We start from the raw sequence: 26790 nt of genomic DNA on the forward strand, positions 1-26790 counted from the left end.
CTCAGAAAGAGGTAGAGAGCTGGGCCAGGCTACGTGCACTGGCCTCAGCTAGTCATTTCAGCCTCGTGCATCTCGCCCAGGTTCGTCCTCTGCAACCCTGAAGCGCCAGTAGCGATCCGGCTTCACCCATACAACGTTGTCGGGTGTGAGTTTGCGAAAGGCAGCTAGCAGCCCTCTACAGAGAACTTGATTGCCGTCCGCGTTCTCGATCAAAAGTTCCTCATGCCCGGATTTAACAATGTGATCAACGACGTCATCCTGGTAGACGCATGCGTCGCGCTCGATCTCCGAGAGCATCCATTGCGCAACCGATGAAGCATCCATCAACTTGCTCCAGAGGTTTTGGCCTCAAGTGATTCGGCTTTGAAATCACCGCTTTCGAGTTTCTTTCCGGCAAACCACTGGCACGTGTAACACGCATAACTCTTGTCCCAGTATTGAACGGTCATATCGGGGCCTCCCGATTTCAATTTGACGATATCACCGACAGCGAATTCTGTTCCTGTAGCCATGATTTCCAAATCCTCGTAGGCAGGGCACATCCCTGTACTTCTCATATGGGGGCTGGCCATTTGCTTTCAAGTGACACTGAAGCCAAGGGATCGTAGCCAGAACATTAGCCAAGCTTTCCCATCTTCAGTTTTTACAACAATTTGCATGCACGTCGTTGCGTTACCACTCACAATGTTCTATTGTTTCGATATCGTGAGTGGTAACGGAGTGAATATGGCAGACCAGGACAAACAGAAGCAGCCCCTATCAGCGGCCGAGCGTCAAAGGCTCTTCAAGGAGCGCCAGCGTGAAGCAGGATTCAGGCATACATCGGTATGGATTCACACCGAAACAGAGGATGAGGGAAGGCAGGCGGCGAGAGACGGCAGGCCACTCAAGCCCCAGGGGAGTAAAGATCCGGTGAGCTGGGCAATTGGGTGGCTGAACGAGAAGGGCAAACAGTAAATACCCCAGATTCCGGGGATTTAAATGTGGGGGAATCCCACTTTTGAAAGGTGCCAGGCCGCTGCGTCAACAGCGGCCTAGCTATCACACGACGAAGCTTAGAGGTGAACGTCATGCAACTGAACCAAAATACCAGCAACACCCCGAAAGACCAAGGAAAGGCCCTCCAGGGCCGTCTCAGCAGAGAACTGAGCGTATGCATGCTTAAGCTCACAAAGCGCTACAGCGACGACCAGGGGCGTTCAGGGCTGATAGGCGCCGATGAGGCTCAGGCCGGCACCAGGGCTCAGCAGTGTTTCAACCCTGGGCTGAAAGGGGGTGTGCAATGAAACTGCAGACCCCTGCCAATGTGGCCAGCGACGCCATCGACTTGATCCACTCAACCCGCGAGCACGTGACCTGGCTTACTGCACTGCTCAATGCCGTACGTGCGGACGTCATCCACGGTAAGGGGCACAACGTCAAAGCCCTGACCGGCCTGGGCCAGTACCTCGGAGACGACTGGGCCAACTACCTCGACTGTCAGACCACAGAGCTGCAAGAGAAGCTCGACTCGTTGGAGGTAGACCAATGAGCCCGGCCATCCAGACGCGAGAGGACATGAGCTTCACCAGGCGGGACGACCAGGGGCGCCTTATCAATTGGCCGCGGTGACGGGGCTGCGAGGTCTACGGGGCGGTACCGAGCAGTTCGAACCCGCAGATCGGGACTGACAAACTACGAAACCTTCGCAGTATCAAGGGCACTACCCCGAAACAGGGTGGTGCCCTTTTGCATTGGCGGACGGTTGGTGTCATCTCGGCAAAGTAGATCAAGTGGAGCTGTACGCCTCCAACCACTCATCAACACTCTGATCCTGGGGTGGCTTAGGGGCAGGTAAATCAGTTATGGAGGCTGTCTTGTTATCGTCCCTTCTTGTTAACTTGTTTTCGTAGTTTGAAACACACGTAGTTCGAATCGGCTGTAACCCTCGCAGCGTATGGGTTTGCGCTATTTCCTTGTGCCCTGACGTTGTGCCCTCCTTGTGCCCTAGTTGTGCCTCAGTTGTGCCCAAGTTGTGCCCTAGAACTGCTAGGCGCGCTTGGTCTGCGGTGATGGTCACAGGTTGGAGCGACTGCACATTAAGCCGGTCCTTTCTCACCTCGCCAGCCAGCAAGATGCTGGACAGCTTTCCCATGCACTTGTGGAACCGCTGCATTCGCTCAGGCATTGGTAGACCAGTGCCCTGCCAGAACTTGCAAAACTGGCTTCGCTTGCCGACACGGAACTCACCGGCAGGAAGAGGTGCGCCAGCTTTGCCTCCTACCGTTGTGCGTTTGCGGGTCAGGTCCACATTGAAAATGGCGTAGGCAGTTTCGCCAGTCAGTACCGATGTGAAGCGAAGGGTCACGCCGGCCGATTTGTGCTCTCCGTACCGGCCCGTGCTATAGCCTTCATACCTGAATGCATCGACTCCAATTGCCGCCAGTACCGATCGGCAAATCTCCAGTGCTTTTTGATCCATCCACTCAGGCGGTACGGGCTTGCCGCTCGCCGGTTGAATGGCGAGCTGCCCAAGCTCGATGCTAACCGTGTCCCCACGGCTAAGTAGTTTTGTGGCTAGGCATTCCACTGAATCGACCTCAGCGTAATCCGGCTGGGTAACCAAACCAGTAGTTCACAGGCAGGCGCGGGGGTGTCCTCAAAACTGAGGACACCCCCGCTTTTCTGGTTTACGACGCTTCGCGCATGAGGATGTACTTGGCGACTCGGTGAGGTGGGCGGCCAGGCTCAGTGGACTGGTGCGTCCAGTAGGTGCGAATCTCGTGCCCCTTTTTTCTGAGGCGGCGGATGGTGTTGGGTGGCTGGACGATATCCAGATCCTTGGCGGCTTCGATGGTCGATACCGGCCCGTTTCGAAGGGCCTCCATCATTTTGCGATCTTGCTCAGTTGAAGAGTGGCGTGTCATAGTTTGCCCTTCACGTTGGTGCTAGCCAGTGTGTTTTCGCCCTGGCGGTGCTCGAACACCGTCAGGGCAATTCTCAGCGCAGCCCTGCGCAATTTCTGCTCCTTATTCTTTCCGCACTTCATCGTGCGCCGGCTTTTGCTGTGCGCTCGATGAATGCCTTCAGCTCCGATGCCAGTGCAAGGCGTCGGCGGCCGATCTTGAAAGTCTTGATTTCGCCCCGAGCGATCAGCTCATAGGTGGCCGACCGTGAGATACCCAGAATTCGAGCAGACTCTTCGACGCTTACCGATAGCGGTGCCATTTGTTGGTGAATTTGTTCCATGGGTGCCTCCAATATTCCGGCGCCGAAGGGGTGCCAGATGCTGCTAGATTACAGCGCACAAATCTAACAATGCAAGCAAATGCTAAACACGCTAACATTCGCACGGATTGACAGCTGTGTGCGTGTCTAGCAAGCTGTGCCAGTCAGGTCTCGTAGGTGGACCTTCTTAAGCAAAATGAGCTGGTATGGCGACTAAGACGAGTAAGCGTGCTGGGGAGACCAGCACCACGGTCAGTGTGGGCATTCGCATTGATCCCAAAATGAAATTCGCTTTGGACATCATGGGGCGCTTGCAAAAACGGTCGCTGACTGCCGTCATTGAGTGGGCGATACACAATGCAATGGAGCGTGAGATGTTGGACGAACAGTCGAGTCTCGCCCACGAGATTGACTGTATTTGGTCGACCGATGAAATTACTCGACTGGTCAACCTCGCAGAGCGGATGCCTCAAGCGTTAACTTACGATGAGCTTAGGATATGGGAGACTATAAAAAATTCGCCATATCTATGGAGTGTTCGGGAGGGATCTGCGCTGTCTCCGAAGAAGCTGAACCTGACAGCCCTTCGCGAGGACTGGGAAGAGCTGATGCTTCACATCGAAGCCAACAAAACCAGTAGCTATATAAAGCCGTTCCTTCAGCCTATACCGTTCTAAATCAGCTCTACTGCCGCTGCCTTAGTGCCTGGCGCTAGATGTGCATACCGCAGCGTCATCTTGATATCCGCGTGCCCCAGCAGATCCCGTACCGTGTTGAGCGGTACGCCGGCCATTACCAGCCGTGACGCGAAGTCGTGGCGCATATCGTGCCAGCGAAACCCTTCGATATTGGCTCGCTCTAGCAGCTTGAGCCAGGCGCTTTTAACGTCCTCCAGACGGCCGCCTTCCTGGCTGGGGAACACGTAGCGAGATTTTCTGGCCTGCTTCTTCCAGCCTTCCAGCACAGCGACCGCTTCCTTGTTCATCGGGATATGTCGTGTGTCGCTGGTTTTGGTGGTGGCGCCTGCGACGGTGATCGTCTTCGTTTGGAAGTTCACCTCTGACCATTTCAGATCGAACAGTTCGCCGCGCCTCATGCCGGTATTTAGCGACACCAGAACCAAGGGCTTTAGGTGGTCGGTGAAAGGGATGTGCAGCAAGCTCGGCATCAACTCCTTGCCGCGGTCAGCTCGCCACTTGTTCGCACTCTCACGCTCAGCCCGTGCTTCGTCTTGGCGGGCGTCTAGTGCTTCTCGAAGGCGCTTTGTCTCATCGCCATCCAGGTAGCGGACTAATCCCATTGCGTCGACCTTGAGGGCTTTGAGTCGATCCATTGGGTGGGTATCTATGTACTCCCATTCAACGGCTCTGCTGAAGACGCCACTGATGGAGCCCATTTTGCGATTGACCGTCGACGGCTTGTTGCCCGACTGCATCCATCCTGTACGGATTTGGTCCAGGTCGCGGCCGGTGATTGCGTCGAGGCGCTGTGACATGATCGCGTCGAAGTTGCAGCTCAGGGTGTGCTGTGTCTTCTCGTGGCCTTTGTGGTGAGTCTTGAACCACGGCATATAGGTGTCTTCGATGAACTCCCGTAGAGAGGGCAGGGCGGTTCCTCTGCGCTTTTGGGTAACGGCAAGTGGTTCGCCAAGCGCTCGAGCCTCTGCGAGATACTGAGTTGCCTCGGTCCTGGCTTGGTCTAGGGTGAGAATGCCAACTCGCCCCAGTGTCTTCTTGCGGCCGCGGGCCCAGGACACAGCGTACGATTTCGCGCCGGCCGCAGTCACCCGAACGAATAGGCCCGTGACGGTGGTATCGTGAACCTCATATTCGCTGCCAGTGACCTGCAGCGAGGTAAGCAGTTTTGCCGTTAGCTTCTCTTTCAATTTGTTCCCATGGGTGCATGGTGGGTGCAAAAAGAACTATACGGCGTCGTTTTTACGGACACAACCGGACGCGAAGCCCAATAAACACTGGGTTTGGCCAGGCGGGCTGGCGGCTCTAATGACCCTCCTAAGGGGAAGGTTGGCAGTTCGAACCTGCCCTGGGACACCATCTCTCCCTTGTTCGCCTCCCCAAGAAGCTGGCTTCTTGCATCGGACATCCTGTCCGTCGTTCGTCCTTGCCTGCTTCAATGATGGGCTACTCGAAGTTGAGCATGATGTGGCGGATGCAGGTGTAGTCCTCGAGGCTATACAAGCTCATATCCTTGCCATAGCCCGATTGCCGCAGGCCGCCATGGGGCATTTCCGTGGCGAGGGTCATGTGTTGGTTCACCCACACGCAGCCGTACTGCAGTTGCCTGGAGGTCCTCAGGGCTCGTTTGACATCGCCGGTCCAGACCGAAGCCGAGAGCCCGTATTCACTGGCGTTGGCCCACTCCAGTACCTGCTCCTCATCATCGAAGGAGGTCACCGAGACCACTGGGCCGAACACTTCCTTCTGGACTATTTCATCTTCCTGCCTGACTCCGGCAATGACCGTGGGTTGGAAGAAGTATCCAGGGCCGTCGGGAACGTCGCCTCCGGTCAGCACCTCGCTATGGGGCAGCGCCGCGGCGCGTTGTACGAAGCCCAGGACGCGCTCTTGCTGGCGGCGGCTGATCAGGGGGCCAAAATCGATGTCTCGATCTTCTGGGTGGCCGCTGCGTAGCGTCGAAACTTGCTGCACCAGGGCATCCAGGAATGGCTCGCGAATCGATTCCGCGACGTAGATGCGGCAAGCCGCGGTACAGTCCTGGCCAGCGTTGTAGAAGCCGGCACTGCGCACCATATCGACCACTGCGCGAATGTCCGCATCAGGGAACACCAGGACCGGAGCCTTGCCTCCCAGTTCGAGATGCGTGCGTTTCAGGTTGCCAGCCGCAGCATGGGCCACTGCCTGGCCGGTGGTGATGTCGCCAGTCACGGACACCATGCGTACCTTGGGGTGCGACGATAGCTGGGCCCCCAGGGTGATGCCGCGTCCGGAAATGATGTTGACGACCCCCCGGGGAAATATGACTGCGCAAAGCCGAGCGATGTAGAGCGCGCTCAAGGGCGTCAGCTCCGAGGGCTTGAAGACCACGGTGTTGCCGGCTGCCAAGGCAGGTGCCAGCTTCCAGGCCGCCATGAGCAGCGGATAGTTCCAGGGAGCGATCAGCCCGACGACTCCCAGGGGATCACGCCGAATCATGCTGGTATTGCCGGGCACATACTCTCCCGCCGCGCTGCCGGGCAGGCAGCGAGCGGCCCCCGCGAAAAAGCGCAAGACATCGACCACTGCAGGAATCTCATCTTCGATGGCCATTTGCAGCGGTTTGCCGCAATTGCGACTTTCCAGGGCGCCCAGTTCTTGCGCGGCCATTTCAATCTGGTCCGCGAGCTTGAGCAGCAGGTAGCTGCGCTGTCCGGGAGGTGTCCGTGACCAGGCGGGAAACGCCCGGCTGGCGGCTTCCACAGCCAACTCGAGTTGCGCCGGGCTGGCTGCGGTTACTTCACAGATGAGGCTTTCATCGGCTGGGCAATAGATGCGTTCGTTATCTCCTTCGCCAGATACCAGGTGCCCATCGATAAGCAATTTGTCGTAGACCATTGTTTTAATCCCCATGGGTTTTTATTGGTGGTCGGTTACAAGACTTTCAGCAGCTCAGGGGGTGGTGTTGTTCCAAGCTGCGTGCTCCCTATCCAACTTATCCCGATCGATCTCCGGCAAGAATTCCCCTTCAAGGGAAGAAGAATTCACAAACTCGGGTCTTGCCGTCGCAACCGCCTCGGACATACCCCCTGTAGGGTAATGGACGTAGTGGGGTGGCCTGGATAGCTTCCTGGCAGTGCGTTTCCAGGAGAACAATAAAATGAAAAGTCTGGTAATCGAGGCAGGTGTCGCTGTGCTACTGGCGTTATGGCTATCCAGCGCAGCGGCTACGGAAAGTGTGCACATCTATAACTGGACCGATTCCATTGGGCGGACCACCCTGAAGGACTTCCAGCAAGCCACGGGGCTCCTTCCCGTCTATGACGTATTCGAGTCCAACGAGATGCTCGATGCGAAGTTGCTGGCCGGCAGGTCCGGCTACGACGTGGTGGTACCTTCCAATAACTTTCTGGCAAAACAGATCCGCGCCGGTGCGTTCCAGCCATTGGACAAGAGCAAATTGCAGAACTGGAACAATCTGGATCCGGACATCTTGCAGCTGTTGCAAGTAGTGGATCCTGGTAATCAATACGGAGTGCCTTACCTCGGCGGGTCGGTAGGAATCGGCTATAACGTCGACAAGATCAAAGCCATTCTTGGCCTGGAAAAGATCGAATCCTGGGCGACTGTCTTCGAGCCGAGGAATATCGAACAACTGAGCCAGTGCGGTGTAGCGATACTGGATTCGCCCGATGAGTTGTTTGCGGTGATGCTCAATTATCTTGGCCTAGACCCCAACAGCAGCGAGATCAAGGACTACACGCTGGCACAAGAGAAGTTGCTGCTTATCCGGCCCTACATTACTTACTTCCACTCCGCCAAATACATATCCGATCTGGCCAATGGCAATATCTGCGTGGCCATCGGTTACTCCGGGGATATCTACCAGGCCGCGACCAGGGCGCAGGAGGCGGGGAAAAACATCGATATCAGCTACTCGCTACCCAAGGAAGGCAGCAAGCTGGCGTATGACATGCTGGCCATTCCCGCTGATGCGCAGAATCCTGATGCGGCCTTGGCGTTCATCGACTACATCCTCAGGCCCGAGGTGATCGCAAGGATCAGTGAAGATGTCGGGTATCCCAATCCGAATTACAAATCCTATTCCTTGATCAGCCGCGAGCTGCTCGACAATCCCATGGTTTTTCCAGAAATTACGGCCAAAAAACAGCTGTTCGTAGCCACGCCGTTGCCTTTTGCCATACAGCGTTTTGCCACGCGATCCTGGACGCAGATCAAGTCCGGCAGATAGTCGTCCTGCCTGCCGGGAGTCTCGCCGGAAGTTGCCTGGTACAGGGCTGGTTCATGTTCAGCAAATCGTTTGCCCGGGCGTAAGACTCTGAGGTCCACGCCAGCAGGAAGTCTTTGTGATAGGAATGCACAAACCCGGGCAAGCAGGAGCGTGGCAATGTCTTCCATCATGAGCAGTTATGAAAAGATGAAAGCCCTGGTATCGCTGCGAGAGTGGCACGCCAATCTGTCGGCCGTGATAGAGGCTGTGGGTAGCGATGATTTCGTCGAGAGGCTGGTGCACGCCTTGAGTACCGTGGCTGTTATCCAGTCCACGCAGTTCGTGCTGGAGATCCAGTCCAGGGCGCCAGTCCTGTTGTACGAGAGTGGAATCCCACAACAGAAATATGAATCCTTGATAAACCGCTACTTTGCAGCGGGTTATATGCTCGATCCCATGTGCCTGGCAGTGAAGAGTGGTATTGCACAAGGGTTCTACCACCTGTCCGAGGCTTGTCCGGACGATTTCTTCAGCAGCGAGTACTACAAGAATTATTACCTGGGAAATGGGGTGAAAGAGGACTGTTTCTATGTCATCGATCTCGACCCGGCAACCAAGTTGACCCTATGTTTCTTTCAGGGCAAGACGGGGGAGACATTCGATTATCTGCAACTCGAATTCCTTCGATCCGTCGAGCCATTGGTCAGGAGCCTGGTGCTGCTGCATTGGCAAGGACAACCCGCCATCCTGTCCGAACAGCAAGGACCATGCGAGGCGTTTGATGTCCAGGAACAGGGTATCAGCAGGGATCATATATCCGAGGCTTTCAAGCCGTTTGGCAATGGAGCGCTGACGGAGCGGGAGAAGGATGTGGCCCATCTGATACTTTGCGGGCACTCCACCAAGTCCGCCGCCAATACTTTGAAGGTTGGCCTGGAGACCATCAGGATGCATAGGAAGAATCTCTATGCGAAGTTGCAGATCAATACCCAGGCGGAGCTGTTTGCGTTGTTTCTCAAGTCATTCGCCACAAGATGAACAGGCGTTCAAGCATGTAGATGAACGTCATTATTGCCAGGGTCCAGAATCGTCCTGCCGACAGGCTGGAGCTGCGCTGGATCAGGGCGGTAATCAGTAGAGCTAGATGGGACACGGTACAACCTCCATTTTTCTGTGGGCATGAAAAAGCCCCAGGACACTCAGGGTACCTGGGGCCGTTCGGCGCTTGATTTATCTATAGTGCAACTTAAACCTGCGGGTTCTATGTCTCACGTGTGAGACTGCCAATAGTGAGGGTTCTCCCGGCCTTCACTCGGTTGCCGGGCTGAATGCCGGCAAACCCTGCCACGCTACTTTTGCCCAGGCCCCGCCGTCTGCCGCGAGCAACTGCTTGAGGCTGTCCTCGTTGAAGGTGCTCCCCAGGGCGTCCGCCCTGAAAGCCGCCACCCATTGCCGACGCCCCTGCATGAAGGCCTGGCCGAAGTCTTCCCAGCTGTCGAAGCAATCCTGAGCTCGCTGGGCATTGAGCAGCATGATGCGCCAGCCGCTATCGGCTTCCAGCCAGCCCATCAGCGTTGCACACCGGGCGAAGAATGCACTGCGCACGCAAGCGAAGGCGACGGCGGCCCGCGGATCGTCGCTGGCGTTCAGGCCATGCAGGTCGATACGAAACCACTGGCGTTCCAGGGTGGAGTTAAGGTGGTTGCGAACTTCATCGTCGCTGGCATTGCTGCGAAAGCCGATCTGGTGGAGCAGCGGAGCCCTGAGGGTGTCCCTGGCCTGATCGGCGAAGTAGGTGGTCTCGGGATCGAAGAACCCGGTCATGCCTGTGGCATCCACCATGGGTTGCGCCAGCGTCAGGGCCCAGCGCTTGCGTGGGGTGAAGACCACCAGGGAGGTGGGGCTGGAGCGGCGGCGCAGGTAACCCCAGACCACCCAGGCGCCGAATAGGAAGCCAATGACGGTCAGCATGCTTTGCCTCGCTGCCTGTTGGCTTGCCAGCTGCAGATGGACTCGGCCTGGGCCGGGGACATGTCTTTCCATGGCACGCCTTCGGTGCGATACAACGGGTCCTCCAGGCGAGGCTGCGGCCAAGGGCTTTTCTTGTAGACATGCCGGATGGCATAGCGCACAGCCGGGGCCTCGGGTTCGTTTTCCAGCAACAGGTCGCACTGGCGAGCCGCCACCAGCCACTGGACCATGGGCGAGGGCGAGTCCAGTCGCGAGAACAGCTGTGGGTAGCGCGATACCAGGCGTGTCTGGGCCTCGGGCTCACTGACCTCTTCGATGTGCAGCCAGCCGGTTTCGGTGCGCACGACACCGATGGCGATGCAGTCGTCCGGCGTCTGTTGGTCGGTACCTATGGTATTGAGGAACAGCAACAGGTCATGGAAGTAGCGCTCCACTGGTGGGCGGTTCTGCTTGCCCTTGACCTGCTCCACGGTCAGTGCGCCGCTACCCTGGACAATCAGGCTGACCGTGATGTGGGGCTGGCCCTGGGCATCGCGCAGGCTGAAGACCCGCATGCCCTGTTGCTCCACGGCCTCGGCGTAGCGCTCGCCATAGCCGCCGGTCAAGGCGCGGCGATTGGCGAACTGCCCCAGGCAGTGGCGCATCACATAGCTTTCAAACGCCATCTCGGCCCGCAGCAGCGGGCTGTCGCTGCGCATTTCCACCCAAGTGTGCTCGGCGCAGGTCACCGTGACTTGCAAGGCATCGGCCGAACTTTGGCGCCAGCCCTGGTCGACCCGGGCCGCCATTTGCGCATGTTCCTTCTCCCACAGCGCCAGGGCCTGGGGGCAGTTGATGCGGTCGAGCTTGCCCTCCAGGGCCGTGCCCTTGCGTGACACCAGGAACTCCACCAGCCGGGCCTCCTGGGCCAACAGTTGGGGTTGCGCCGGGTCGATCCACACCAGGGGGGCCGCACTGGCGCAGGCGTCGGCCTCTTGGGCCTTGGCGGCACTGAAGTGCCCGGCTACCCAGGCCGGTAGCCCGGCGCTACCCAATACCTGGGCGGCGTCATCCAGGTCGTGGATGCGTCGTGCTGGTTCGAAGTTGCCAGCCAGGTGCCGATAGAAGTGGTTGAGCAGCCAGCTTTGCACGGCAGCTTCGTCTTCCCGGGCCTGGCTGCGTCGCTTGATGCCCCGCTTGAGTTCATCGGCATTGAGCAGGTTGCGCGCGGCATAGCTGGAGCTGCGTTTGTCGGCGGCTACTTCCATAGCTGCCACCAGCTCTTCTTGGCGGCAGGGGCGGCAGGCGCCTGCAGTTCGGCCACGATCGATTCGATCCGGGTGCGGCATTGCACGTCGTAGTCTTTGCTCGGATCGCAAAGGGCCAGGGTCCGGGCGCAGTAGTCGAGGGCTTCTTCAGTGCGTCCACGAGCCTTGAAGTAGTCCACCGAACAGGACATCACCGACACCTCGTTCATTTCCAGCACGCAGGACTCATAGCGCTGCCACAGGCTGTCGGCGTTGTCCGGATGGGTGGGGGCCAGGTAGCGCGCCAGCTTGATCCGGTCGAACAGCGCCGAGGAGTCCAGCTGCTGGTCGCTGATCTCCTGGGCGGCCTGCCAGTTGAGCAGGCGTTCCAGCCAGATGAGGATTTCGCTGTCGCGGTCCAGCGAGTACAGGGCGTAGGCCACCGAGACGATGTAGCTCTCCGGATTGTGACGGCTGTAGCCGTAGTCCATCGAGAAATGCCACAGCTGCTCCGCGGCTTCGGCGATGCCCGGGTAGTCGTCCATGGCGATACGGGCGCTGAGGACACCGTTGAAGTGCTCGGCGAAGGAACTGGCGGCAATGCCCCGCTGGTGCAGTTCGATGGCATCGGCGTAGCGCTGTTGCTCGTTGTAGCAGCGGTAGTTGATCGCCAGGTTGTTGCAGAGCATCGAGTACAGGTGGGCGCAGGCATCGAACGGGTGGCCACTGCCGGTGGTGAAGTAGCGCTCCATATGGGCTTGCCCCTGCTCGTAGGCATCTTTCTGGGCATCGCGCAGCAGCGAGTAGGCTTCGTCGCGAGCCTCGCTTGGCAGTTTGTCGGCCTCTGGCTCTGCCAGTTCCTCCATGGTCAGGGCGTAGTTGTAGGCATGATTGCCGCTGGCCAGTTGTGGCCGGCACTGTTTCAGCGCTTCGATGATGCCCAGCTTGCGCACTTGGGCGACGAACAAGGCATAGGCGCTGCGGTTGTCGTGCAGGCGACCGGCCTCGATGGCTTGTTGCAGCAGCTCGACCTCGGTGGCCGCGTCGATCAGATCGCGGTCGGCGTCGTGCACTGCGGCCAGGCGCTTGATCCAGGGCTGTTCAGGGTTGCGGCGCAGCGCATCGGCCCGGGCTTCGGCGAACAACCGATCGAGCTGCTCGAGGTCGTCCATTGCGGCATACAGGGCGGCCAGCAGCGGCGTGGTCGCCGGTTCTTCTGAGGTGATCGGCGGCAATGCCTCGAGGAATATTTGCAACAGCTCGCTGGTGACACAGGCACGCATGATGCAGATCGGCCACCAGGCGTTGCGGTCTTCCGGGTCCTTGAGGCGTTCGAGGACCAGGCGTGCCACTGGTGGCCACATCTCCGACTGGCGGTCGTAGATATCCAGGAACGCCCGATGGCCAGCTTCCTCCATGCGTCCGGCTTCCTGCAGCCAGGGCAACTCATACTCGATGAAGCTGTTGCCACCGCCGCTGTCCAGGCTCATCGCCGCCACGTGACAGATCTTCAGGGCGCCGTTCAGGTCGCCCTGGGCGTGCAGGGAACGGGCCGCCAGGCGTGCGATGCGCACGTCCCATTCGCGACGCCGGGGCTGCGACAGGCCAGCCGTGAGCTGGGCGATGGGCTGCTCGAACAGGGCCAGGCGCAGCGGGATGATCTCGATCAGTGAGTTGCCCAGCCACAGCCAGTCACCTTCGTCGATGTCCTGCTCGGGGCTGGCGTTGCGGATGACGTTGATCGCGTCCAGGGCGGCGGCGCGGGCTTCTTCGTCACGCTCATGGCGCGCCAGTGCCAGGGCGCGGCGTCGATGCCGGTCGGCGTCATCCCAGGCCCGCAAGGCGGCGCGTTCGGGGTTGATCAGGGCCAGGGCATAGCGCACTTCGATGGTCTTGAGCGCGACTTCGATACTGCCCATTTCCAGCTGGTCGAAGATCCGATAGCGCCGGTAGTACTCGACATCGAAGTCCAGGGTCTGGGTGGCCATCTGGTTGAGTTTTTCCAGTACCTGCAGCAGTACCGGCTCGTCATCCAGGTAGTTGGCGACCTGCAGGCGCAGGATATCCAGGTTGATCTGCAACTCGTCGCGCGCCGCATCCCCTGAGGCTTGCAGCAGGGCGTCACCGTCGCGATCGATGACGGCCTGCGCGGCAACCGAATCGCCGGCCTGCATCCACAGGGTGTGCAGGCGAGCGATGGAGCCCAGGGAGTCGGCGAATAGAGGCTGTGCTTGCAACTGGGCCAGCAGGGTATCGGTTTCCTGCTCTTGCTGTTGCGCTTCGAGGCGGTCCATGAACTGTTCCAGTTCAATACCGGTAATCACACTGCTGTCCTGCGCCATCGTTAACTCCATTGGATAATGCTGTGTGCATCCATCGATGCATCGTCTGGCAAGCCGGCATGCCCATTTCGCTGATGCCAGCGTCGGGTGCCCGCCGATTCTTCGGCACCTGGCCTGCAAGCCGCGCTTGCTTGCCGCTGCAGAGCGGCGTATCGCGGCCTGGGTGGGGTGGCGACAGCGATCGAGGCTTAGAGGCGCGCACGCTAGCAGGTGAAGTTGCAGAATCCAAGATTTCCCAGGCCTTCCAAGACCATTTTCCGAAGGTTTTTACCGGTGTGGGGCAAATCGCGACAAGGACAGGCCAAACCGCAATAAATGCTGTCGAGCGCCTATAAGGGAATGCTCGATCCGGCCGATAACCTGCGATGGACAATTGTGTTCCCAAGCGGCGACCTGCATCACAGGCTGGCCGCAAAGTGCTTGATAGCCTTCGGCCAGCCGCTATTATCTGCGCGCCGAGGGGCTGTGAAGCCGGGTGGGCCCTGGCGTCTCTGGATTGATCTTCTTACTTGCCTGGAATCTTCGATGCTGGCGTACCACCAAAAGAGCTTTTTGATCGTCGATGATTTCTCGGACTACCGCAGTTCGGTGCGCTCGATGTTGCGTGAGCTGGGCGTCAAGGACGTGGATACCGCCGACTCTGGTGAGCAGGCCCTGCGCATGTGCGCGCAGAAGCGCTACGACTTCATCTTGCAGGACTACCACCTGGGTGATGGCAAGAAAAACGGCCAGCAAGTGCTCGAAGACCTGATGATGGAAAAGCTCATCAGCCATGAAAGCGTGTTCCTCATGGTGACCGCCGAGAGCAGCCAGGCCATGGTGCTCAGCGCCCTGGAGCACGAGCCCGATGCCTACCTGACCAAACCGTTCAACCGCTCCGGCCTGGCCCAGCGCCTGGAGCGCCTGCAGCAACGCAAGACCCTGCTCAAGCCGATCCTCCAGGCGTTGGACCGGGGCAAGCCGGTGGAAGTGCTCAACGCCTGCGTCACCCTGTGCAAGCAGGACCCACGCTATGCGCCGCTGTGCCTGCGCTACCGGGCCGACGCCCTGCGCGATATGAACCAGAACGAGCCCCTGGAGCGCTTGTACAACAGCATCCTGGCGGATCGGCCGCTGCCCTGGGCCTATGTCGGGTTGGGGCGCCTGCTGTTCAAGCGCGGCCAGGTCACCGAGGCCAAGGCGGTGTACGAGAAGGCCTTGAAGGCTTTCCCGATGATGCCGGGCCTGTATGACGGCCTGGCCGATGTGCTGGTGGCCGAGGGCGATACCAAGCGTGCCCAGAGCGTGCTCGAGGAAGCGGTGCGCTTGTCGCCCCTGGCTCCCCGGCGCCAGGCGTTGCTGGGCAAGCTGGCCATGGCCAACGAAGACTTCGAAAGCGCCTCCAGGGCTTATCGCCAGGCGGTGAACCAGGGCGCGCAATCGCGCTTCAAGGACCCGGAAAGCAACCTGGGCCTGGCCCATGCTTTGATCAGCAAGGGCAGCGAGCGCGGCCTCGATACCCGTACCCGGCTGGAGATCAACCAGACGCTGAGCGCCGTAGCCAAGGAAAACCCGGCCGATCCAGGCTTGCAGATCCGCGCGCGACTGATGAAGGCCACCAGCCTGTTGCTCAACGATGCCGAGACGGCCGACAAGCTCACCGAACAGGCCTTGCAGCGACTCGAAGGCATGGAGCAGTTCATGAGCCCCGAGGCGGCGCTGCTGGTGGCCAAGCAGTTACAGATGCTGGGGCAGGCCAGTGCCGGCGCCTCGATGCTCAAGAACTGCGCGGAAATCTACGGTGATGACCCGAAAGTCATGCAAGGCATCGCCAAGCTCACCGATGATCCGACTATCCTCAGTTCTTCCAATGCGGCAGCCGACATCAACCGCCAGGGCGTGCGCAGCTACAAGGCCGGCAACCTGGCCGAGGCCCGGGAACTGTTCCGCAAGGCCCTGGCCATGCAGCCCAAGAACATCAGTGTTGCCCTGAACATGGCGCAGTCGCTGCTGCATGGCGCCGACGCCAACCCGGATGCGGCGCTCCTGGAGGAATGCCAGGCGTGCCTGAAGATGGTCGGCATGATGCCCGATACCGACGCGCGTTATCCGCGCTACCAGAAGCTGCGAAGCAAGGCGTTTGGCGAATGATCGAAAAGCAACAGGCGCTCGACTTTTCCACGGTGATCGCCTCCACCGTACATGACATGAAGAACTCCCTGGCCATGCTGATGCAGGCCCATGCCCAGTGGTTGGCACGCCTGCCGGAAGGGCAGCTGCCTGCCGAGCAGGGGGTGATCGACTACGAGTTCGCGCACCTCAACGGCATGCTGGTGCAGCTGTTGGGGCTGTACAAGCTGGGAGTCAACCAGTTGCCGTTGCAGCCGGCCTACCACGAATTGGACGACTTCATCGAAGCGCAGCTGGTGAGCCACCAGGAAGTGTTCAAGAGCCGCGGGATTTCCGCCACCTATGAAGTCGATCCGCTGAGCCCCCTGGGTTTCTTCGATCGTGAGCTGATCGCCTCGGTGCTGGCCAACTGCATCAATAACGCAATCCGCCATGCCCGCCATGCCCTGCTGATCAGTGTCAGCGACGAGGAAGGCCAGGTGGTACTGTCGATCAACGACGATGGCGACGGCTATCCCCAGGCGATGATCGAGCGCCAGGCCGAGTACATGCAGGGCATCAACCAGAGCAGTGGTAGCACCGGGCTGGGTTTGTATTTCGCCGGGCGTATCGCCGAGCTGCACCAGCGCAATGGCGTCTGTGGGCACACCCGGATCGGCAACGGCGGCCCGTTGGGTGGTGGCCTGTTCAAGATCTACCTGCCCTGAGCGACGGCCGGCGCAGGTTCGGTCAGTTGCTGTGCCGCCAGTTCCAGGCATTGCAGGAGCGTGGCCAGGGCTGTCCCAGGCTCCTGGCCCTGGCGAGTGATGCAGTGGAAGCGCGAGCGGTACCCCAGGCGCTGGGGTAGCAGGGCGCGCAGTTGCCCCTTGGCGACCCAGCCTGCGGCATAGTGGCTGGGCAGGTAGCCCAGGTAGGTGGTAGAGAGGATCAGCGTGGCGATGGCTTCCATGCTATAGGCGCTGACCGCCTGGTTGAAGTGCAGGTCGTGGGGCCGCTGGTGTTCGGCCATGTAGCCTCGACCGACATAGTCGGCGCTGCAGATCCGGTCCAGGCTCAATTCCTCGTCGCGCAGGGCGAACAGCGGATGCCCGGCGGCGCAGTACAGGTGCTGTTCTTCGTCGAACAGATGCCGATAGTTCAAGCCCGACAACTCATGGTGGAAAGCGCCGATGGCCAGGTGCAGGCGATCGTCCAGCACGGCCTGCTCCAGTTCGTCAGGGCGCATCAGGTGCAGGTTCGGCCGTACCTGGGGCAAGCGCTGGCGCAAATGCTTCAGGGCCAGGGGCAGCGGGGCGCAGGGCAGGCTGGCCAGGCTGTCGACGCTGCCGATCTGCAAGTGTTCGCGGGCGTTGGGACCCAACCGGTTGGCATGTTGGCGAAAGCGCTCGATATCGGCGAACAGTCCTTGGGCGGCCTCGAACAGTTCCAGGCCCTGGTCGGTCAGCTGGAAGCCGCTGCTGCCGCGCCGGCACAGGGAATAGCCCAGGCGTTCCTCAAGGTCGCGAACCACCACGCTCAGTCGCGAGAGGCTGGTGTTGAGCCGGGCCTGGGCCGCAGTGAAGCCCCCGGCGTCGACGATGGCGCAGAACACCCGCAACATCCGCAGATCGATATCGGCAAGATTTCCCAGCATGAGGGGCCTCCGCAGGCCTGCTTCAGGTCACCAGCCGAGCCTACTGCATCGATCCGGCGAGTACAGGTCCAGGCGCGCGGGATGGTCGTGGATGCGCTGGTGCTGGCGGGAACAGGCATGTCCGGGAATTTGCTCTGCCGTGCTTGAAATCCCGAACGGGTGGTGCGTATTTTGTACGGGTCGCCGTTCGCGGCTCGTATAACAACAAGGATTGAGTCATGACAACCGATGGCCACAGTTCTCTCGCCGAGCGATTGACGGGCATTGATGAAATCGAATGTGTTACTGCGGATTTGAATGGCGTACCGCGGGGCAAGGTAATGACCGCCGAGGGCTTCCTCGAAGGGCGGCGCCTGCAGATGGCTCGCGGGGTGCTGCTGCAATGCATCATGGGCGGATACCCGCCAGCGCGTTTCTATGGCAGCGATGACGGCGACCTGGCCCTCACCGCCGACCCGCGGCAGATTCATCGGTTGCCCTGGAGCGAGACTCCGCGAGCGCTGGCCATCTGTGACGCCGACGAACTCAGCGGCGAGTCCTCGCGCCTGTCGACTCGCGGCCAGCTCAAGCAGGTGATCGCCCGTTATGCGGCCCTGGGCCTGGCGCCGGTGGTGGCCACCGAGCTGGAGTTCTTCGTGTTCGCGCCCAACGATGATCCCGGCCAGCCCTTCCGCCCTCCGGTCGGCAAGGACGGCCGCCGGGAAGACGGCTACTCGGCCTTCAGCATCAGTTCCAACAACGGTTTGCGACCCTTCTTCAAGGAAGTCTACGAGTGCATGGCGGCCCTGGGCCTGCCTCGCGATACCTTCATGCACGAGATGGGCGTCAGCCAATTCGAGATCAACCTGTTGCATGGCGACCCGCTGCTGCTGGCGGACCAGACCTTCCTGTTCAAGCACCTGCTCAAGGAAGTGGCGCTCAAGCATGGCTTGATCGTGGTCTGCATGGCCAAGCCGCTGGCTCATACCCCTGGCAGCTCCATGCACATCCATCAGAGCCTGGTGGAGATTGGTAGCGGGCGTAACGTTTTCAGTGACGAGTCTGGGCAGCCCACGGCACTGTTCCACCACTTCATCGGTGGCTTGCAGGCCGGGATGGCGGATTTCACGGCACTGTTCGCGCCCAATGTGAACTCCTACCAGCGCCTGTGCCATCCCTACGCTTCGCCGAACAATGCCTGCTGGTCCCACGACAATCGCGCCGCGGGGCTGCGAATTCCCGCCAGTTCGCCGGTGGCGCGGCGGGTCGAGAACCGCTTGCCGGGGGCGGATGCCAACCCTTACCTGGCCATTGCCGCCAGCCTGGCAGCAGGTTTGCATGGTATCGAGAACGAGCTGGCGCCAACGGCTGCCATCCAGGGGGAATTCGAAGTGCCGGATAACCTGTCCCTGCCTTGTACCCTGCATGCGGCGCTGGAGCGCCTCAAGCGCAGCCAGTTGGCCAGGGAACTGTTCGGCAGCGAGTTCATCGAAGGCTACATCGCTTCGAAAACCATGGAATTGACCTGCTTCTTCGATGAAATCACTCCCTGGGAACGGCGTGTACTAGCGGCCCAGGCTTAACCAACGTCGCTGGCCGGGCCCTCGTCCCGAGGGTCCGGAACCTCATTCAAGGAGCCGCCCGGAACGCCGATGCGCCAGATCTGGAAATCTTTTCGCGCGCTGTATTTCGCCTCGCTGATGATGTTGATCGGCTCGGGCCTGCTCAGTACCTACCTGGCCCTGCGCCTGGCGGCCGACCATGTCGACGGCCTGTGGGTCGGGGCGCTCATGGCGGCCAACTACTTCGGCCTGGTCCTGGGGGGCAAGCTGGGGCACCGGCTGATCGCCAGGGTCGGGCATATCCGGGCCTATGCCACCTGTGCCGGCATCGTCGGCGCGGCGGTGCTCGGCCATGGGCTGGTGAACTGGCTGCCAGCCTGGCTGGTGCTGCGGATGATCGTCGGCCTGGGGATGATGTGCCAGTACATGGTCATCGAAAGCTGGCTCAACGAGCAGGCCGATGCCAAGCAACGTGGCGTGGTCTTCAGCGGCTACATGATCGCGTCCTACCTGGGGCTGGTCCTGGGGCAACTGATCCTGGTCCTGCATCCGGCCCTGGGGCTGGAGCTGCTGATGCTGGTGGCGCTGTGCTTCGCGCTGTGCCTGGTGCCGGTGGCGATGACCCGGCGCATCCACCCGGCACCCCTGCGTCCGGCACCGATGGAGCCGCGCTTCTTCATCAAGCGGGTACCACAGTCCCTGAGCACGGTACTGGGCTCGGGGCTGATCGTCGGTTCGTTCTACGGCCTGGCGCCGCTCTATGCCTCGCAACAGGGCTTGAGCACCGAGCAGGTGGGCCTGTTCATGGGGAGCTGCATCTTTGCCGGCCTGGTCGTGCAGTGGCCCCTGGGCTGGCTGTCCGATCGCTTCGACCGGGCCTTGCTGATTCGCTGCTTCGCCCTGTTCCTGGCGGTGATGGCCTTGCCGTTGGCGATCTTGCCCACGGTGCCTTTGGAAGTGTTGTTCATCCTGGGTTTTTTCTGTTCGCTGATGCAGTTCTGTCTCTATCCGCTGGCCGTGGCGTTTTCCAACGACCACGTGGAGGGCGATCGACGGGTGTCGCTGACGGCGATGCTGCTGGTTACCTACGGCGTGGGAGCGAGCATCGGGCCGTTGGCGGCCGGCGTGCTGATGAAGCTGTTCGGCAGCCAGATGCTCTATGCCTTCTTCTGTTTCTTTGCCGTGGTACTGGTCTGGCGGATCCGGCCTAAGGCCGTGACCAACCTGCACCAGGTCGACGATGCGCCGCTGCATCACGTGGCGATGCCGGACAGCATGTCCAGTTCGCCGCTGGTGGCGGCCCTCGACCCGCGGGTGGACGAGCAGGTGGTGCAGGATCAGATGCAGGTCGCTCCTGCGACGGACGCCGTGCCGCCCATGTCGTCTGAATCCGGGGCAGGCGACGAGGAGCCCGTTGGCGAAGAGCGTGATGGCGAGCCGCTGGGCGAAACCAGGCCTTAGCGCTCGAGATGAAAAAAAACGGGCAGTTGCCGCAAGGCACTGCCCGTTTTTCATGGATCTTCGGCGATCACATATCGTCTTTGTCGAAGCGCCGTGCTTCGCGCTGCAACTGATAGACGAAGCGCTCCACCTGGCGCTGCACCAGGCCGCTCATGTTGTGAAAGCGTACGCCGGCGAAAGTGGTGTCGATCCTTTCTTCGTAGTGCAGGTAACGCAGTTCCACCGGTGCGGTCATGCTGCCGAAGGGCAGGGCGGCGATGAAGCGCTCATAGACCTGGCCCAGTTGCAGGCGAGCGGAGATCTCGCCGTCGAAGCGCAGCTTGCAGCCGGTGGCGGAGATATCCAGCAGCTTGCCGGTCAGGGGCGACTTGAGCTTGTCGCCGCCCAGCTCGATATCCACCAGCTGTGCCAGTTTAAGGGCGGCGCGGAAGGCATTGCGGCGTTGGTGGTAGACCACTTCGTCCGGCAGGGTGGTGCGGTAGCAGCGGCCGCCACCAGACTCGTCCAGGGTCGGCAAGCCGTTGCTTTCCCAGGCGATGCGTACGCCTTCGTGGAAGCCTTCGACACGGAATGCTTCGCCGGCGAGCATGAAGCGTTCGCCGTCGCGGGGAATCATTTCGTCGAGCGCGAGCGTATTGCTGTCGCGGTCCACTTCCACCACGTAGCTCTGGAAGCGCTGGCTGCGCTCATGGAAAGTGATGATCAGCGGATCGTGGCTTTCTTGCAGCAAACGCAGGTTGGAAGAGATCTCCAACGGGGTGGTTAGCACCTTGGGTGGCTGCGGAGCATCTTCCGCGTTTGATGCTGTGAACACGGTTCATCAATCTCCAGACAAAATACAACTACACGCAGGGGCTAGCATTTTGCCAGCATGTTTCGCGGCTTGGTAGCACGCGCTCATTTTTGCGGCCTAAGCCTGACTGAGTGGGCGTTGCTTCGCAAGCATCGAGGTGGAGCCGCGGGCGTCGTAGAGGGCTGGAGGTTCGCCGCCATTGAGGATCTTCAACTGGTTGGCGGTGGTGGCCTGCTGGATCTGGATCGAGCGGCCGTTGAGCTCGTTGGTGGCCTGGCATTCAGCCAGGAGCTGGACCAGCAGGTCGCCCTGCTCGAGCAATTGCGCGCCCAGGCTGGAGTGGCTGGCCAGTTGTGCAAGGCCTTCGCGATTGGCGGGCAGGCCAAGACTGTCCAGGAGCTGGGTGCGGGTGCGGCCATGCTGTTCCAGCAAGACGATCAGGGCCTGTTTCTGCGCCAGGATCTCCTCCAGCAACGGCATGTCGCGGCCGTGCAGGGCGATGGATTCGGCCCTGAGCAGCTCCAGCAATTGTTGAGCTGGAGCAAGGTCATCGGTGATCAGTTGCAGTAGGTTGGTATCGTGCATGGCTGGCCTTGGGGATTAAGCGTCCAAAAGCCTGGCGCAAGCCTGTGGCTAGCGCTGGGCTTCGAAATTGAGCAGTTTGCTGGCTACACGGTTGCTGTCGACTTGGTAGCTGCCATCGGCGATAGCTTGCTTCAGTGCTGCCACCCGGGCTTTGTCGGCAACAGGCTGGTCGCGCAGCTTGTCAGTGATTCGTTGCAACTGTTGAGCCTCATTGCTGAGGTGTACCGATTCCCCGCTTTTGCTGGTCTCGGCTGTGCTTACCTGGGCTGCGGGCTTGCCGGCATCACCGGTTTCCTTGCTGGCGCTGGTACGCGTACTGCCTGTCAGTGGGGAGGAGCTGTTCAAACGGCTGAAGTCGATGACCATGATGAGTAAAACCTCTGGGTATTTGGACGCTTGCCATGTTCTCGGCCATACCCTGGAAAACTTTAGGCTCAATTGTCGACAAGCCAAGGCAGGTATCTGCGACCCGTTATCGGTCACAGTTTAGGGAACGGGAGGGGCGAGCGCCAGTGATCTACATGGCCACTTCCACCTGGCCCGGCGCGGTGACGCGAGCCTTGATCACCCGTTGCGAATTCAGGTTCTTGACCCTGATCTGCTCGCTCATGCCGCCGTTGGACAAGGCTTCGCCGGGCATTCGTACATTCAAGGAGCCGCTGCGTGCAGAGATCACTACCTGATCGCCCTTGCGCACCACCTCGGCCTGCTCCAGATGAACCAGGGTGACGAGTTGGTCGGCGACCATTGGTCGGACAAGTTTCTGACCAATGGCCTGGTCGATCGAGGTCAGGTAGCCCTGGGCGTTCTGGCTGATATCCCTTTCACGTAGCACCACATCCTCCGGCTCGATGATGGATGCGCGCTTGAGAGGGCGGGCGCTGGTGACCACTTCGCGGAACAGCTTGACCTGTGCCGGCACGAAAACCGACCAGGGCGAGCTGCCTTCGCAGCGTAACTTGACTGTCACGCGCCCCAGGGGCCGGGCCGGGCTTTCCAGGCTGGCTGTCAATTCCTTGTCGCAGGCAGGCATGTGCATCCGTGGATCCAGCTGCTTGACCTCGATCTCATAGCGTCCTTCGGTTTGACTGGTTGCCAGGTAGTCTTCTACCGTGAATTCAAGAAACCCTTGAGTGACGCCGATAAGTAGATCAGGCAGGGTGACCGAATCAGCAACGGCAGGGCCGCCAGGGTTTAAAATGCACAGCATCGCAAGGGCGCAGAGCACTCTGCGGCCAGGTGATGTCAGGCGTCGAAAAAATGTCGTTTTGGCGTTCATAACAGTTAAAAAGCAAGCGCCGTGCCGTTTAGCAATGAGCGTGCGTCGGATCTTAAAGCTTTGGGGAGTCTGGGCATGGCTGGTGTAATGGATTCGGTAAACCAGCGCACGCAATTGGTTGGGCAGAATCGCCTGGAGCTGCTGCTGTTCCGTCTGGACGGTGGGCAACTCTACGGGATCAACGTATTCAAGGTTCGCGAGGTGCTGCAATGCCCGAAGCTGACCTTGATGCCCAAATCCAGTCCTGTGGTGTGCGGTGTCGCGAATATTCGAGGGGCGACCATTCCGATCCTGGATCTGGCAATGGCCACTGGGTCTGGCGGGTTGCAGGATCAGAGCAATCCGTTCGTCATCATCACTGAGTACAACACCAAGACTCAGGGATTCCTGGTGCGCTCGGTGGAACGCATCGTCAACATGAACTGGGAAGAGATCCATCCGCCGCCCAAGGGCACCGGGCGCGATCACTACCTCACGGCAGTGACCCGGGTGGATAACCAGCTGGTCGAAATCATCGATGTGGAGAAGATCCTGGCGGAAGTCGCGCCAACTTCCGAATCGATCTCGGCAGGCGTGGTGGATGTCGAGACCCAGCACAAGGCCATTTCCCTGCGGGTGCTGACCGTCGACGATTCGTCGGTGGCGCGCAAGCAGGTCACTCGCTGCCTGCAGACAGTGGGCGTGGAAGTGGTGGCGTTGAACGACGGTCGGCAGGCGCTGGACTACCTGCGCAAGCTGGTCGACGAAGGCAAGAAGCCGGAAGAGGAATTCCTCATGATGATTTCCGACATCGAGATGCCTGAAATGGACGGCTACACCCTCACGGCCGAGATACGTAACGATCCACGCATGCAAAAGCTGCATATCATCCTGCATACTTCGTTGTCAGGGGTGTTCAATCAGGCGATGGTGAAGAAGGTCGGTGCCGATGACTTCCTTGCCAAGTTCCGTCCTGATGACCTGGCTTCCCGGGTAGTCGACCGGATCAAAGCAGCAGACCACAGCTGAGGGCAGTAGCCCTTGGTGGACCTAGATTTAAGAGGCGGCAGCATTGTCTACGGGTAATTTGGATTTTGAACAGTTCCGGGTCTTCCTGGAAAAAGCCTGTGGTATTTTGCTCGGGGAAAACAAGCAATATCTGGTCTCGAGCCGTCTCAACAAACTGATGGAGCAGCAAGGTATAAAAACCTTGGGCGAGCTGGTTCAGCGGATCCAGACCCAGCCACGCGGCGGTTTGCGCGAGATGGTAGTGGATGCCATGACGACCAACGAGACCTTGTGGTTCCGCGACACCTACCCATTCGAGGTGTTGAAGAACAAAGTGCTTCCCGAGGCGATCAAGGCCAATCCCAACCAGCGCTTGCGGATCTGGTCCGCGGCTTGTTCCTCGGGACAGGAGCCTTACTCGTTGTCGATGTCCATCGACGAGTTCGAGCGTACCAACATGGGCCAGTTGAAGATGGGCGCGCAGATCGTCGCAACCGATCTGTCCGGGACCATGCTCAACAACTGCAAGACCGGTGAATACGACAGCCTGGCCATTGGTCGCGGCTTGTCGGCCGATCGTCTGCAGCGTTATTTCGACCCCAAGGGGCCAGGACGCTGGGTGGTCAAGTCGCCGATCAAGAACCGCGTTGAGTTCCGCTCGTTCAACCTGCTGGACAGCTATGCCAGTCTGGGCAAGTTCGACATCGTGTTCTGTCGCAACGTCCTGATCTACTTCTCGGCGGAAGTGAAGAAGGACATCCTGATGCGCATCCACAGCACCCTGAAGCCGGGCGGTTACCTGTTCCTGGGGGCGTCCGAGGCGCTCAACGGCTTGCCGGATCATTACCAGATGGTCCAGTGCAACCCGGGGATCATCTACCAGGCCAAGTAACCTGGATTGATCGCTACGCCAAAGGAGGCCCTCGGGCCTCCTTTTTCATGTTCGTCATTTAATGCCGAGATGGCAGGGTGATTGCCGCTTTGCCGGCGCTTCGCGGAAAACCATTGCCGCTTTTCTGGCATTTGCCGCCTTGCCGTTACCGGGAGGGCCTTGATTTACGGGGTTTCTTGGGTTGGCACGCGGATTGCTAGTTTGATGTCAACGTAAAATCAGGTCACCCAAAGGTTTCCCGACATGAGCATCAGCTTCGATAAAGCGCTCGGTATTCACGAACAGGCTCTCGGCTTTCGCGCCAAGCGGGCCGAAGTATTGGCCAACAACATCTCCAACGCCGACACCCCGAACTACAAGGCTCGGGACCTGGACTTTTCCGCCGTGCTCGCCGAGCAGAACGAAAAGGTCAGCAAGGGGACGTTCGGCTTGAACCTGACCAATAACCGGCACATCGAAGCGCAAGGCGTGAGCGCTGGCGACGAGTCGCTGCAATATCGCACGCCAATGCAACCTTCGATCGACCAGAACACCGTGGACGCCCAGCTCGAGCAGTCGAACTATGCGCAGAACGCGGTGGAATTCCAGGCCAGCTTCACGCTGCTCAACAGCAAATTCAAAGGGCTGGTGGCAGCCCTGCGCGGAGAGTAATCCATGTCCCTTGCCAGTGTTTTCAATATTGCCGGTAGTGGCATGAGCGCTCAGACCACCCGTCTGAACACCGTCGCCAGTAACATCGCCAACGCCGAGAGCGTGTCGTCGAGCATCGACCAGACCTACCGCGCCCGGCATCCGGTGTTCGCCACCATGTTCCAGAACGCCCAGGGTGGGGATCGCGGTTCGCTGTTCCAGAATCAGGACGCTGCCGGGCAGGGCGTACAAGTGTTGGGCGTGGTCGAGGACCAGAGCAACCTCGAGGCGCGCTACGAGCCCAATCATCCGGCAGCCGATGCCAAGGGCTATGTCTACTACCCCAACGTCAATGTGGTGGAAGAGATGGCCGACATGATTTCCGCCAGCCGTTCGTTCCAGACCAACGCTGAAATGATGAATACCGCCAAAACCATGATGCAGAAGGTCCTGACCCTCGGTCAGTGATAAGGGGCGAATCCGATGAGCGTTACTGATACCACTACAGCCCCATCCCTCAAGGATGTGTTGGCCAATTCGTCGAAAAAGACCACGACCACCAGTGCTGATGGCCTCGCTGCGGCAACCAACAGCACCACCGGCAAGCAGTCCTTGGGCAAGGATGCATTCCTCAAGCTGCTGGTAACCCAGCTGAATAACCAGAACCCGCTGGATCCTCAGGACAACAGTGCGTTCGTGGCCCAGTTGGCGCAGTTCTCGACCCTGGAAGGGATCACCACGCTCAATACGTCGGTGAACTCCATCACGGGCAACTACAAATCGTCCCAGGCCTTGCAGGCTTCGTCCCTGGTCGGGCGCTCGGTGATCGTCCAGAGCGGCACCACCCAGGTCGATACCAGCAAGAGCATGACTGGCTCGGTGACCGTTCCGACCAGCGTGAGCTCGGTCACTGTGGCCATCACCGACAAGGACGGCAACACCGTCAAGACCATCGACATGGGCAGCCAGAAGGCTGGCAACGCCAGCTTCGTCTGGGATGGCACCAAGGCCGACGGCACCAAGGCTCCGCCGGGCAACTACACCTTCAAGGCCAGTACCACCATCGATGGCAAGGGTACTTCCCTGATCACTTACCTGCCGGCCACGGTCAACAGCGTCACCATCAGCCAGACCGGCGGTGAGCTGATGCTGAACCTGGCGGGCATGAGCAGCCCGATCGGGCTGTCCAAAGTACAAACTATTGGTATCTAGAGCCGACTAAGCGGCAC

29 protein-coding genes are annotated in these 26790 nt (G+C 59.8%); 14 read left to right on the top strand and 15 right to left on the bottom strand.

Annotation, left to right across the window (positions count from 1 at the left end; all coding sequences use genetic code 11):
* Nucleotides 1-57: 57 nt before the first annotated feature.
* Both GDH07_RS20140 and GDH07_RS20145 read right to left on the bottom strand, forming a co-directional pair.
* Nucleotides 58-324, bottom strand: coding sequence for a DUF6953 family protein (locus GDH07_RS20140; protein WP_152898647.1), 267 nt, complete (start codon nt 322-324; stop codon nt 58-60).
* Nucleotides 324-512, bottom strand: a complete 189-nt coding sequence (locus GDH07_RS20145) for a YodC family protein (protein WP_178124090.1) — start codon at nt 510-512, stop codon at nt 324-326. Before GDH07_RS20145 ends, GDH07_RS20140 begins: the two co-directional genes overlap by 1 nt.
* A 214-nt stretch (nt 513-726) precedes the next feature.
* Between GDH07_RS20145 and GDH07_RS32565 the strand changes: the two genes are divergently transcribed.
* The gene (locus GDH07_RS32565; RefSeq protein ID WP_152898649.1) at nt 727-957 is read left to right on the top strand and encodes a hypothetical protein; all 231 of its coding nucleotides are present in this window, start codon (nt 727-729) and stop codon (nt 955-957) included.
* A gap of 325 nt (nt 958-1282) precedes the next feature.
* On the top strand, nt 1283-1531 hold the full coding sequence (locus GDH07_RS20155; RefSeq protein ID WP_152898651.1) for a hypothetical protein: 249 nt from the start codon (nt 1283-1285) through the stop codon (nt 1529-1531).
* Between the two features lie 1138 nt (nt 1532-2669).
* Here GDH07_RS20155 and GDH07_RS20165 read toward each other — a convergent pair.
* Nucleotides 2670-2906, bottom strand: a complete 237-nt coding sequence (locus GDH07_RS20165; protein WP_026067396.1) for a helix-turn-helix domain-containing protein — start codon at nt 2904-2906, stop codon at nt 2670-2672.
* 118 nt (nt 2907-3024) lie between these two features.
* Nucleotides 3025-3228, bottom strand: a complete 204-nt coding sequence (locus GDH07_RS20170; protein ID WP_108545393.1) for a helix-turn-helix domain-containing protein — start codon at nt 3226-3228, stop codon at nt 3025-3027.
* A gap of 185 nt (nt 3229-3413) precedes the next feature.
* Here GDH07_RS20170 and GDH07_RS20175 point away from each other — a divergent pair, with 185 nt between their 5' ends.
* Nucleotides 3414-3884 (top strand): hypothetical protein, encoded by a 471-nt coding sequence (locus GDH07_RS20175; RefSeq protein ID WP_108545394.1) that lies wholly within the window; start codon nt 3414-3416, stop codon nt 3882-3884.
* Here GDH07_RS20175 and GDH07_RS20180 read toward each other — a convergent pair.
* On the bottom strand, nt 3881-5092 hold the full coding sequence (locus GDH07_RS20180; RefSeq protein WP_152898654.1) for a site-specific integrase: 1212 nt from the start codon (nt 5090-5092) through the stop codon (nt 3881-3883). The two genes, GDH07_RS20175 and GDH07_RS20180, sit on opposite strands and share 4 nt — an antisense overlap.
* Nucleotides 5093-5348: 256 nt before the next feature.
* Nucleotides 5349-6779 carry a gamma-aminobutyraldehyde dehydrogenase gene (locus tag GDH07_RS20185; RefSeq protein WP_152898655.1) on the bottom strand — a complete coding sequence of 477 codons (1431 nt, stop codon included), beginning with the start codon at nt 6777-6779 and terminating at the stop codon, nt 5349-5351.
* A 262-nt stretch (nt 6780-7041) separates the two neighbouring features.
* On the opposite strand from GDH07_RS20185, the gene GDH07_RS20190 reads away from it, so the two are divergent.
* Nucleotides 7042-8133, top strand: a complete 1092-nt coding sequence (locus tag GDH07_RS20190; RefSeq protein WP_152898657.1) for a polyamine ABC transporter substrate-binding protein — start codon at nt 7042-7044, stop codon at nt 8131-8133.
* A gap of 156 nt (nt 8134-8289) precedes the next feature.
* Nucleotides 8290-9150 (top strand): helix-turn-helix transcriptional regulator, encoded by an 861-nt coding sequence (locus GDH07_RS20195; RefSeq protein WP_103326673.1) that lies wholly within the window; start codon nt 8290-8292, stop codon nt 9148-9150.
* Here the strand turns inward: GDH07_RS20195 and GDH07_RS32335 are convergent.
* The 4 genes from GDH07_RS32335 to GDH07_RS20210 all read right to left on the bottom strand — a co-directional run bounded on the left by GDH07_RS32335 (nt 9128) and on the right by GDH07_RS20210 (nt 13651).
* Nucleotides 9128-9265, bottom strand: coding sequence for a hypothetical protein (locus GDH07_RS32335; RefSeq protein ID WP_157064374.1), 138 nt, complete (start codon nt 9263-9265; stop codon nt 9128-9130). The two genes, GDH07_RS20195 and GDH07_RS32335, sit on opposite strands and share 23 nt — an antisense overlap.
* Nucleotides 9266-9420: 155 nt before the next feature.
* On the bottom strand, nt 9421-10083 hold the full coding sequence (locus tag GDH07_RS20200) for a DUF1266 domain-containing protein (RefSeq protein ID WP_053137017.1): 663 nt from the start codon (nt 10081-10083) through the stop codon (nt 9421-9423).
* Nucleotides 10077-11330, bottom strand: coding sequence for a hypothetical protein (locus GDH07_RS20205; protein ID WP_152898658.1), 1254 nt, complete (start codon nt 11328-11330; stop codon nt 10077-10079). Before GDH07_RS20205 ends, GDH07_RS20200 begins: the two co-directional genes overlap by 7 nt.
* The gene (locus GDH07_RS20210) at nt 11321-13651 is read right to left on the bottom strand and encodes a hypothetical protein (protein WP_152898660.1); all 2331 of its coding nucleotides are present in this window, start codon (nt 13649-13651) and stop codon (nt 11321-11323) included. Before GDH07_RS20210 ends, GDH07_RS20205 begins: the two co-directional genes overlap by 10 nt.
* Before the next feature lie 525 nt (nt 13652-14176).
* Between GDH07_RS20210 and GDH07_RS20215 the strand changes: the two genes are divergently transcribed.
* Together GDH07_RS20215 and GDH07_RS20220 are read left to right on the top strand one after the other, a co-directional pair.
* Nucleotides 14177-15781 (top strand): tetratricopeptide repeat-containing response regulator, encoded by a 1605-nt coding sequence (locus GDH07_RS20215; protein WP_022640282.1) that lies wholly within the window; start codon nt 14177-14179, stop codon nt 15779-15781.
* Nucleotides 15778-16467, top strand: coding sequence for a sensor histidine kinase (locus GDH07_RS20220; RefSeq protein ID WP_152898661.1), 690 nt, complete (start codon nt 15778-15780; stop codon nt 16465-16467). Before GDH07_RS20215 ends, GDH07_RS20220 begins: the two co-directional genes overlap by 4 nt.
* Here the strand turns inward: GDH07_RS20220 and GDH07_RS20225 are convergent.
* A complete protein-coding gene (locus GDH07_RS20225; RefSeq protein WP_152898663.1) occupies nt 16455-17393 on the bottom strand; it encodes a LysR family transcriptional regulator in 939 nt (312 codons plus the stop codon). The genes GDH07_RS20220 and GDH07_RS20225 overlap by 13 nt on opposite strands.
* Nucleotides 17394-17713: 320 nt before the next feature.
* Between GDH07_RS20225 and GDH07_RS20230 the strand changes: the two genes are divergently transcribed.
* Together GDH07_RS20230 and GDH07_RS20235 are read left to right on the top strand one after the other, a co-directional pair.
* Nucleotides 17714-18955, top strand: a complete 1242-nt coding sequence (locus GDH07_RS20230) for a glutamine synthetase family protein (protein WP_178124091.1) — start codon at nt 17714-17716, stop codon at nt 18953-18955.
* A 69-nt stretch (nt 18956-19024) separates the two neighbouring features.
* Nucleotides 19025-20395 carry an MFS transporter gene (locus GDH07_RS20235; RefSeq protein WP_152898666.1) on the top strand — a complete coding sequence of 457 codons (1371 nt, stop codon included), beginning with the start codon at nt 19025-19027 and terminating at the stop codon, nt 20393-20395.
* Between the two features lie 67 nt (nt 20396-20462).
* Here GDH07_RS20235 and GDH07_RS20240 read toward each other — a convergent pair whose 3' ends face one another.
* The 4 genes from GDH07_RS20240 to flgA all read right to left on the bottom strand — a co-directional run bounded on the left by GDH07_RS20240 (nt 20463) and on the right by flgA (nt 23052).
* Nucleotides 20463-21209, bottom strand: coding sequence for a flagellar brake protein (locus GDH07_RS20240; RefSeq protein WP_343038293.1), 747 nt, complete (start codon nt 21207-21209; stop codon nt 20463-20465).
* A gap of 96 nt (nt 21210-21305) precedes the next feature.
* Nucleotides 21306-21773 (bottom strand): flagella synthesis protein FlgN, encoded by a 468-nt coding sequence (locus GDH07_RS20245; protein WP_152898667.1) that lies wholly within the window; start codon nt 21771-21773, stop codon nt 21306-21308.
* Between the two features lie 48 nt (nt 21774-21821).
* Nucleotides 21822-22139, bottom strand: a complete 318-nt coding sequence (gene flgM, locus GDH07_RS20250) for a flagellar biosynthesis anti-sigma factor FlgM (RefSeq protein ID WP_152898669.1) — start codon at nt 22137-22139, stop codon at nt 21822-21824.
* A gap of 151 nt (nt 22140-22290) precedes the next feature.
* Nucleotides 22291-23052 (bottom strand): flagellar basal body P-ring formation chaperone FlgA, encoded by a 762-nt coding sequence (gene flgA / locus GDH07_RS20255; protein ID WP_152898671.1) that lies wholly within the window; start codon nt 23050-23052, stop codon nt 22291-22293.
* Nucleotides 23053-23127: 75 nt separating this feature from the next.
* On the opposite strand from flgA, the gene GDH07_RS20260 reads away from it, so the two are divergent.
* The 5 genes from GDH07_RS20260 (at nt 23128) to flgD (ending at nt 26773) form a co-directional block, all read left to right on the top strand.
* The gene (locus GDH07_RS20260) at nt 23128-24060 is read left to right on the top strand and encodes a chemotaxis protein CheV (protein WP_031320323.1); all 933 of its coding nucleotides are present in this window, start codon (nt 23128-23130) and stop codon (nt 24058-24060) included.
* Between the two features lie 43 nt (nt 24061-24103).
* Entirely contained in the window at nt 24104-24931 is an 828-nt protein-coding gene (gene cheR, locus GDH07_RS20265) for a protein-glutamate O-methyltransferase CheR (protein WP_031320322.1), read from the top strand.
* 243 nt (nt 24932-25174) lie between these two features.
* Complete coding sequence (gene flgB / locus GDH07_RS20270) at nt 25175-25582, top strand: flagellar basal body rod protein FlgB (protein ID WP_152898672.1); 408 nt, start codon at nt 25175-25177, stop codon at nt 25580-25582.
* A gap of 3 nt (nt 25583-25585) precedes the next feature.
* A complete protein-coding gene (gene flgC, locus GDH07_RS20275) occupies nt 25586-26029 on the top strand; it encodes a flagellar basal body rod protein FlgC (protein ID WP_152898674.1) in 444 nt (147 codons plus the stop codon).
* Nucleotides 26030-26044: 15 nt separating this feature from the next.
* Nucleotides 26045-26773, top strand: coding sequence for a flagellar hook assembly protein FlgD (gene flgD / locus GDH07_RS20280; protein WP_031320319.1), 729 nt, complete (start codon nt 26045-26047; stop codon nt 26771-26773).
* Nucleotides 26774-26790: the final 17 nt, after the last annotated feature.

Origin of the sequence: Pseudomonas piscis (genome assembly GCF_009380155.1) — a bacterium.
GTDB classification, from domain to species: Bacteria; Pseudomonadota; Gammaproteobacteria; order Pseudomonadales; family Pseudomonadaceae; genus Aquipseudomonas; species Aquipseudomonas piscis.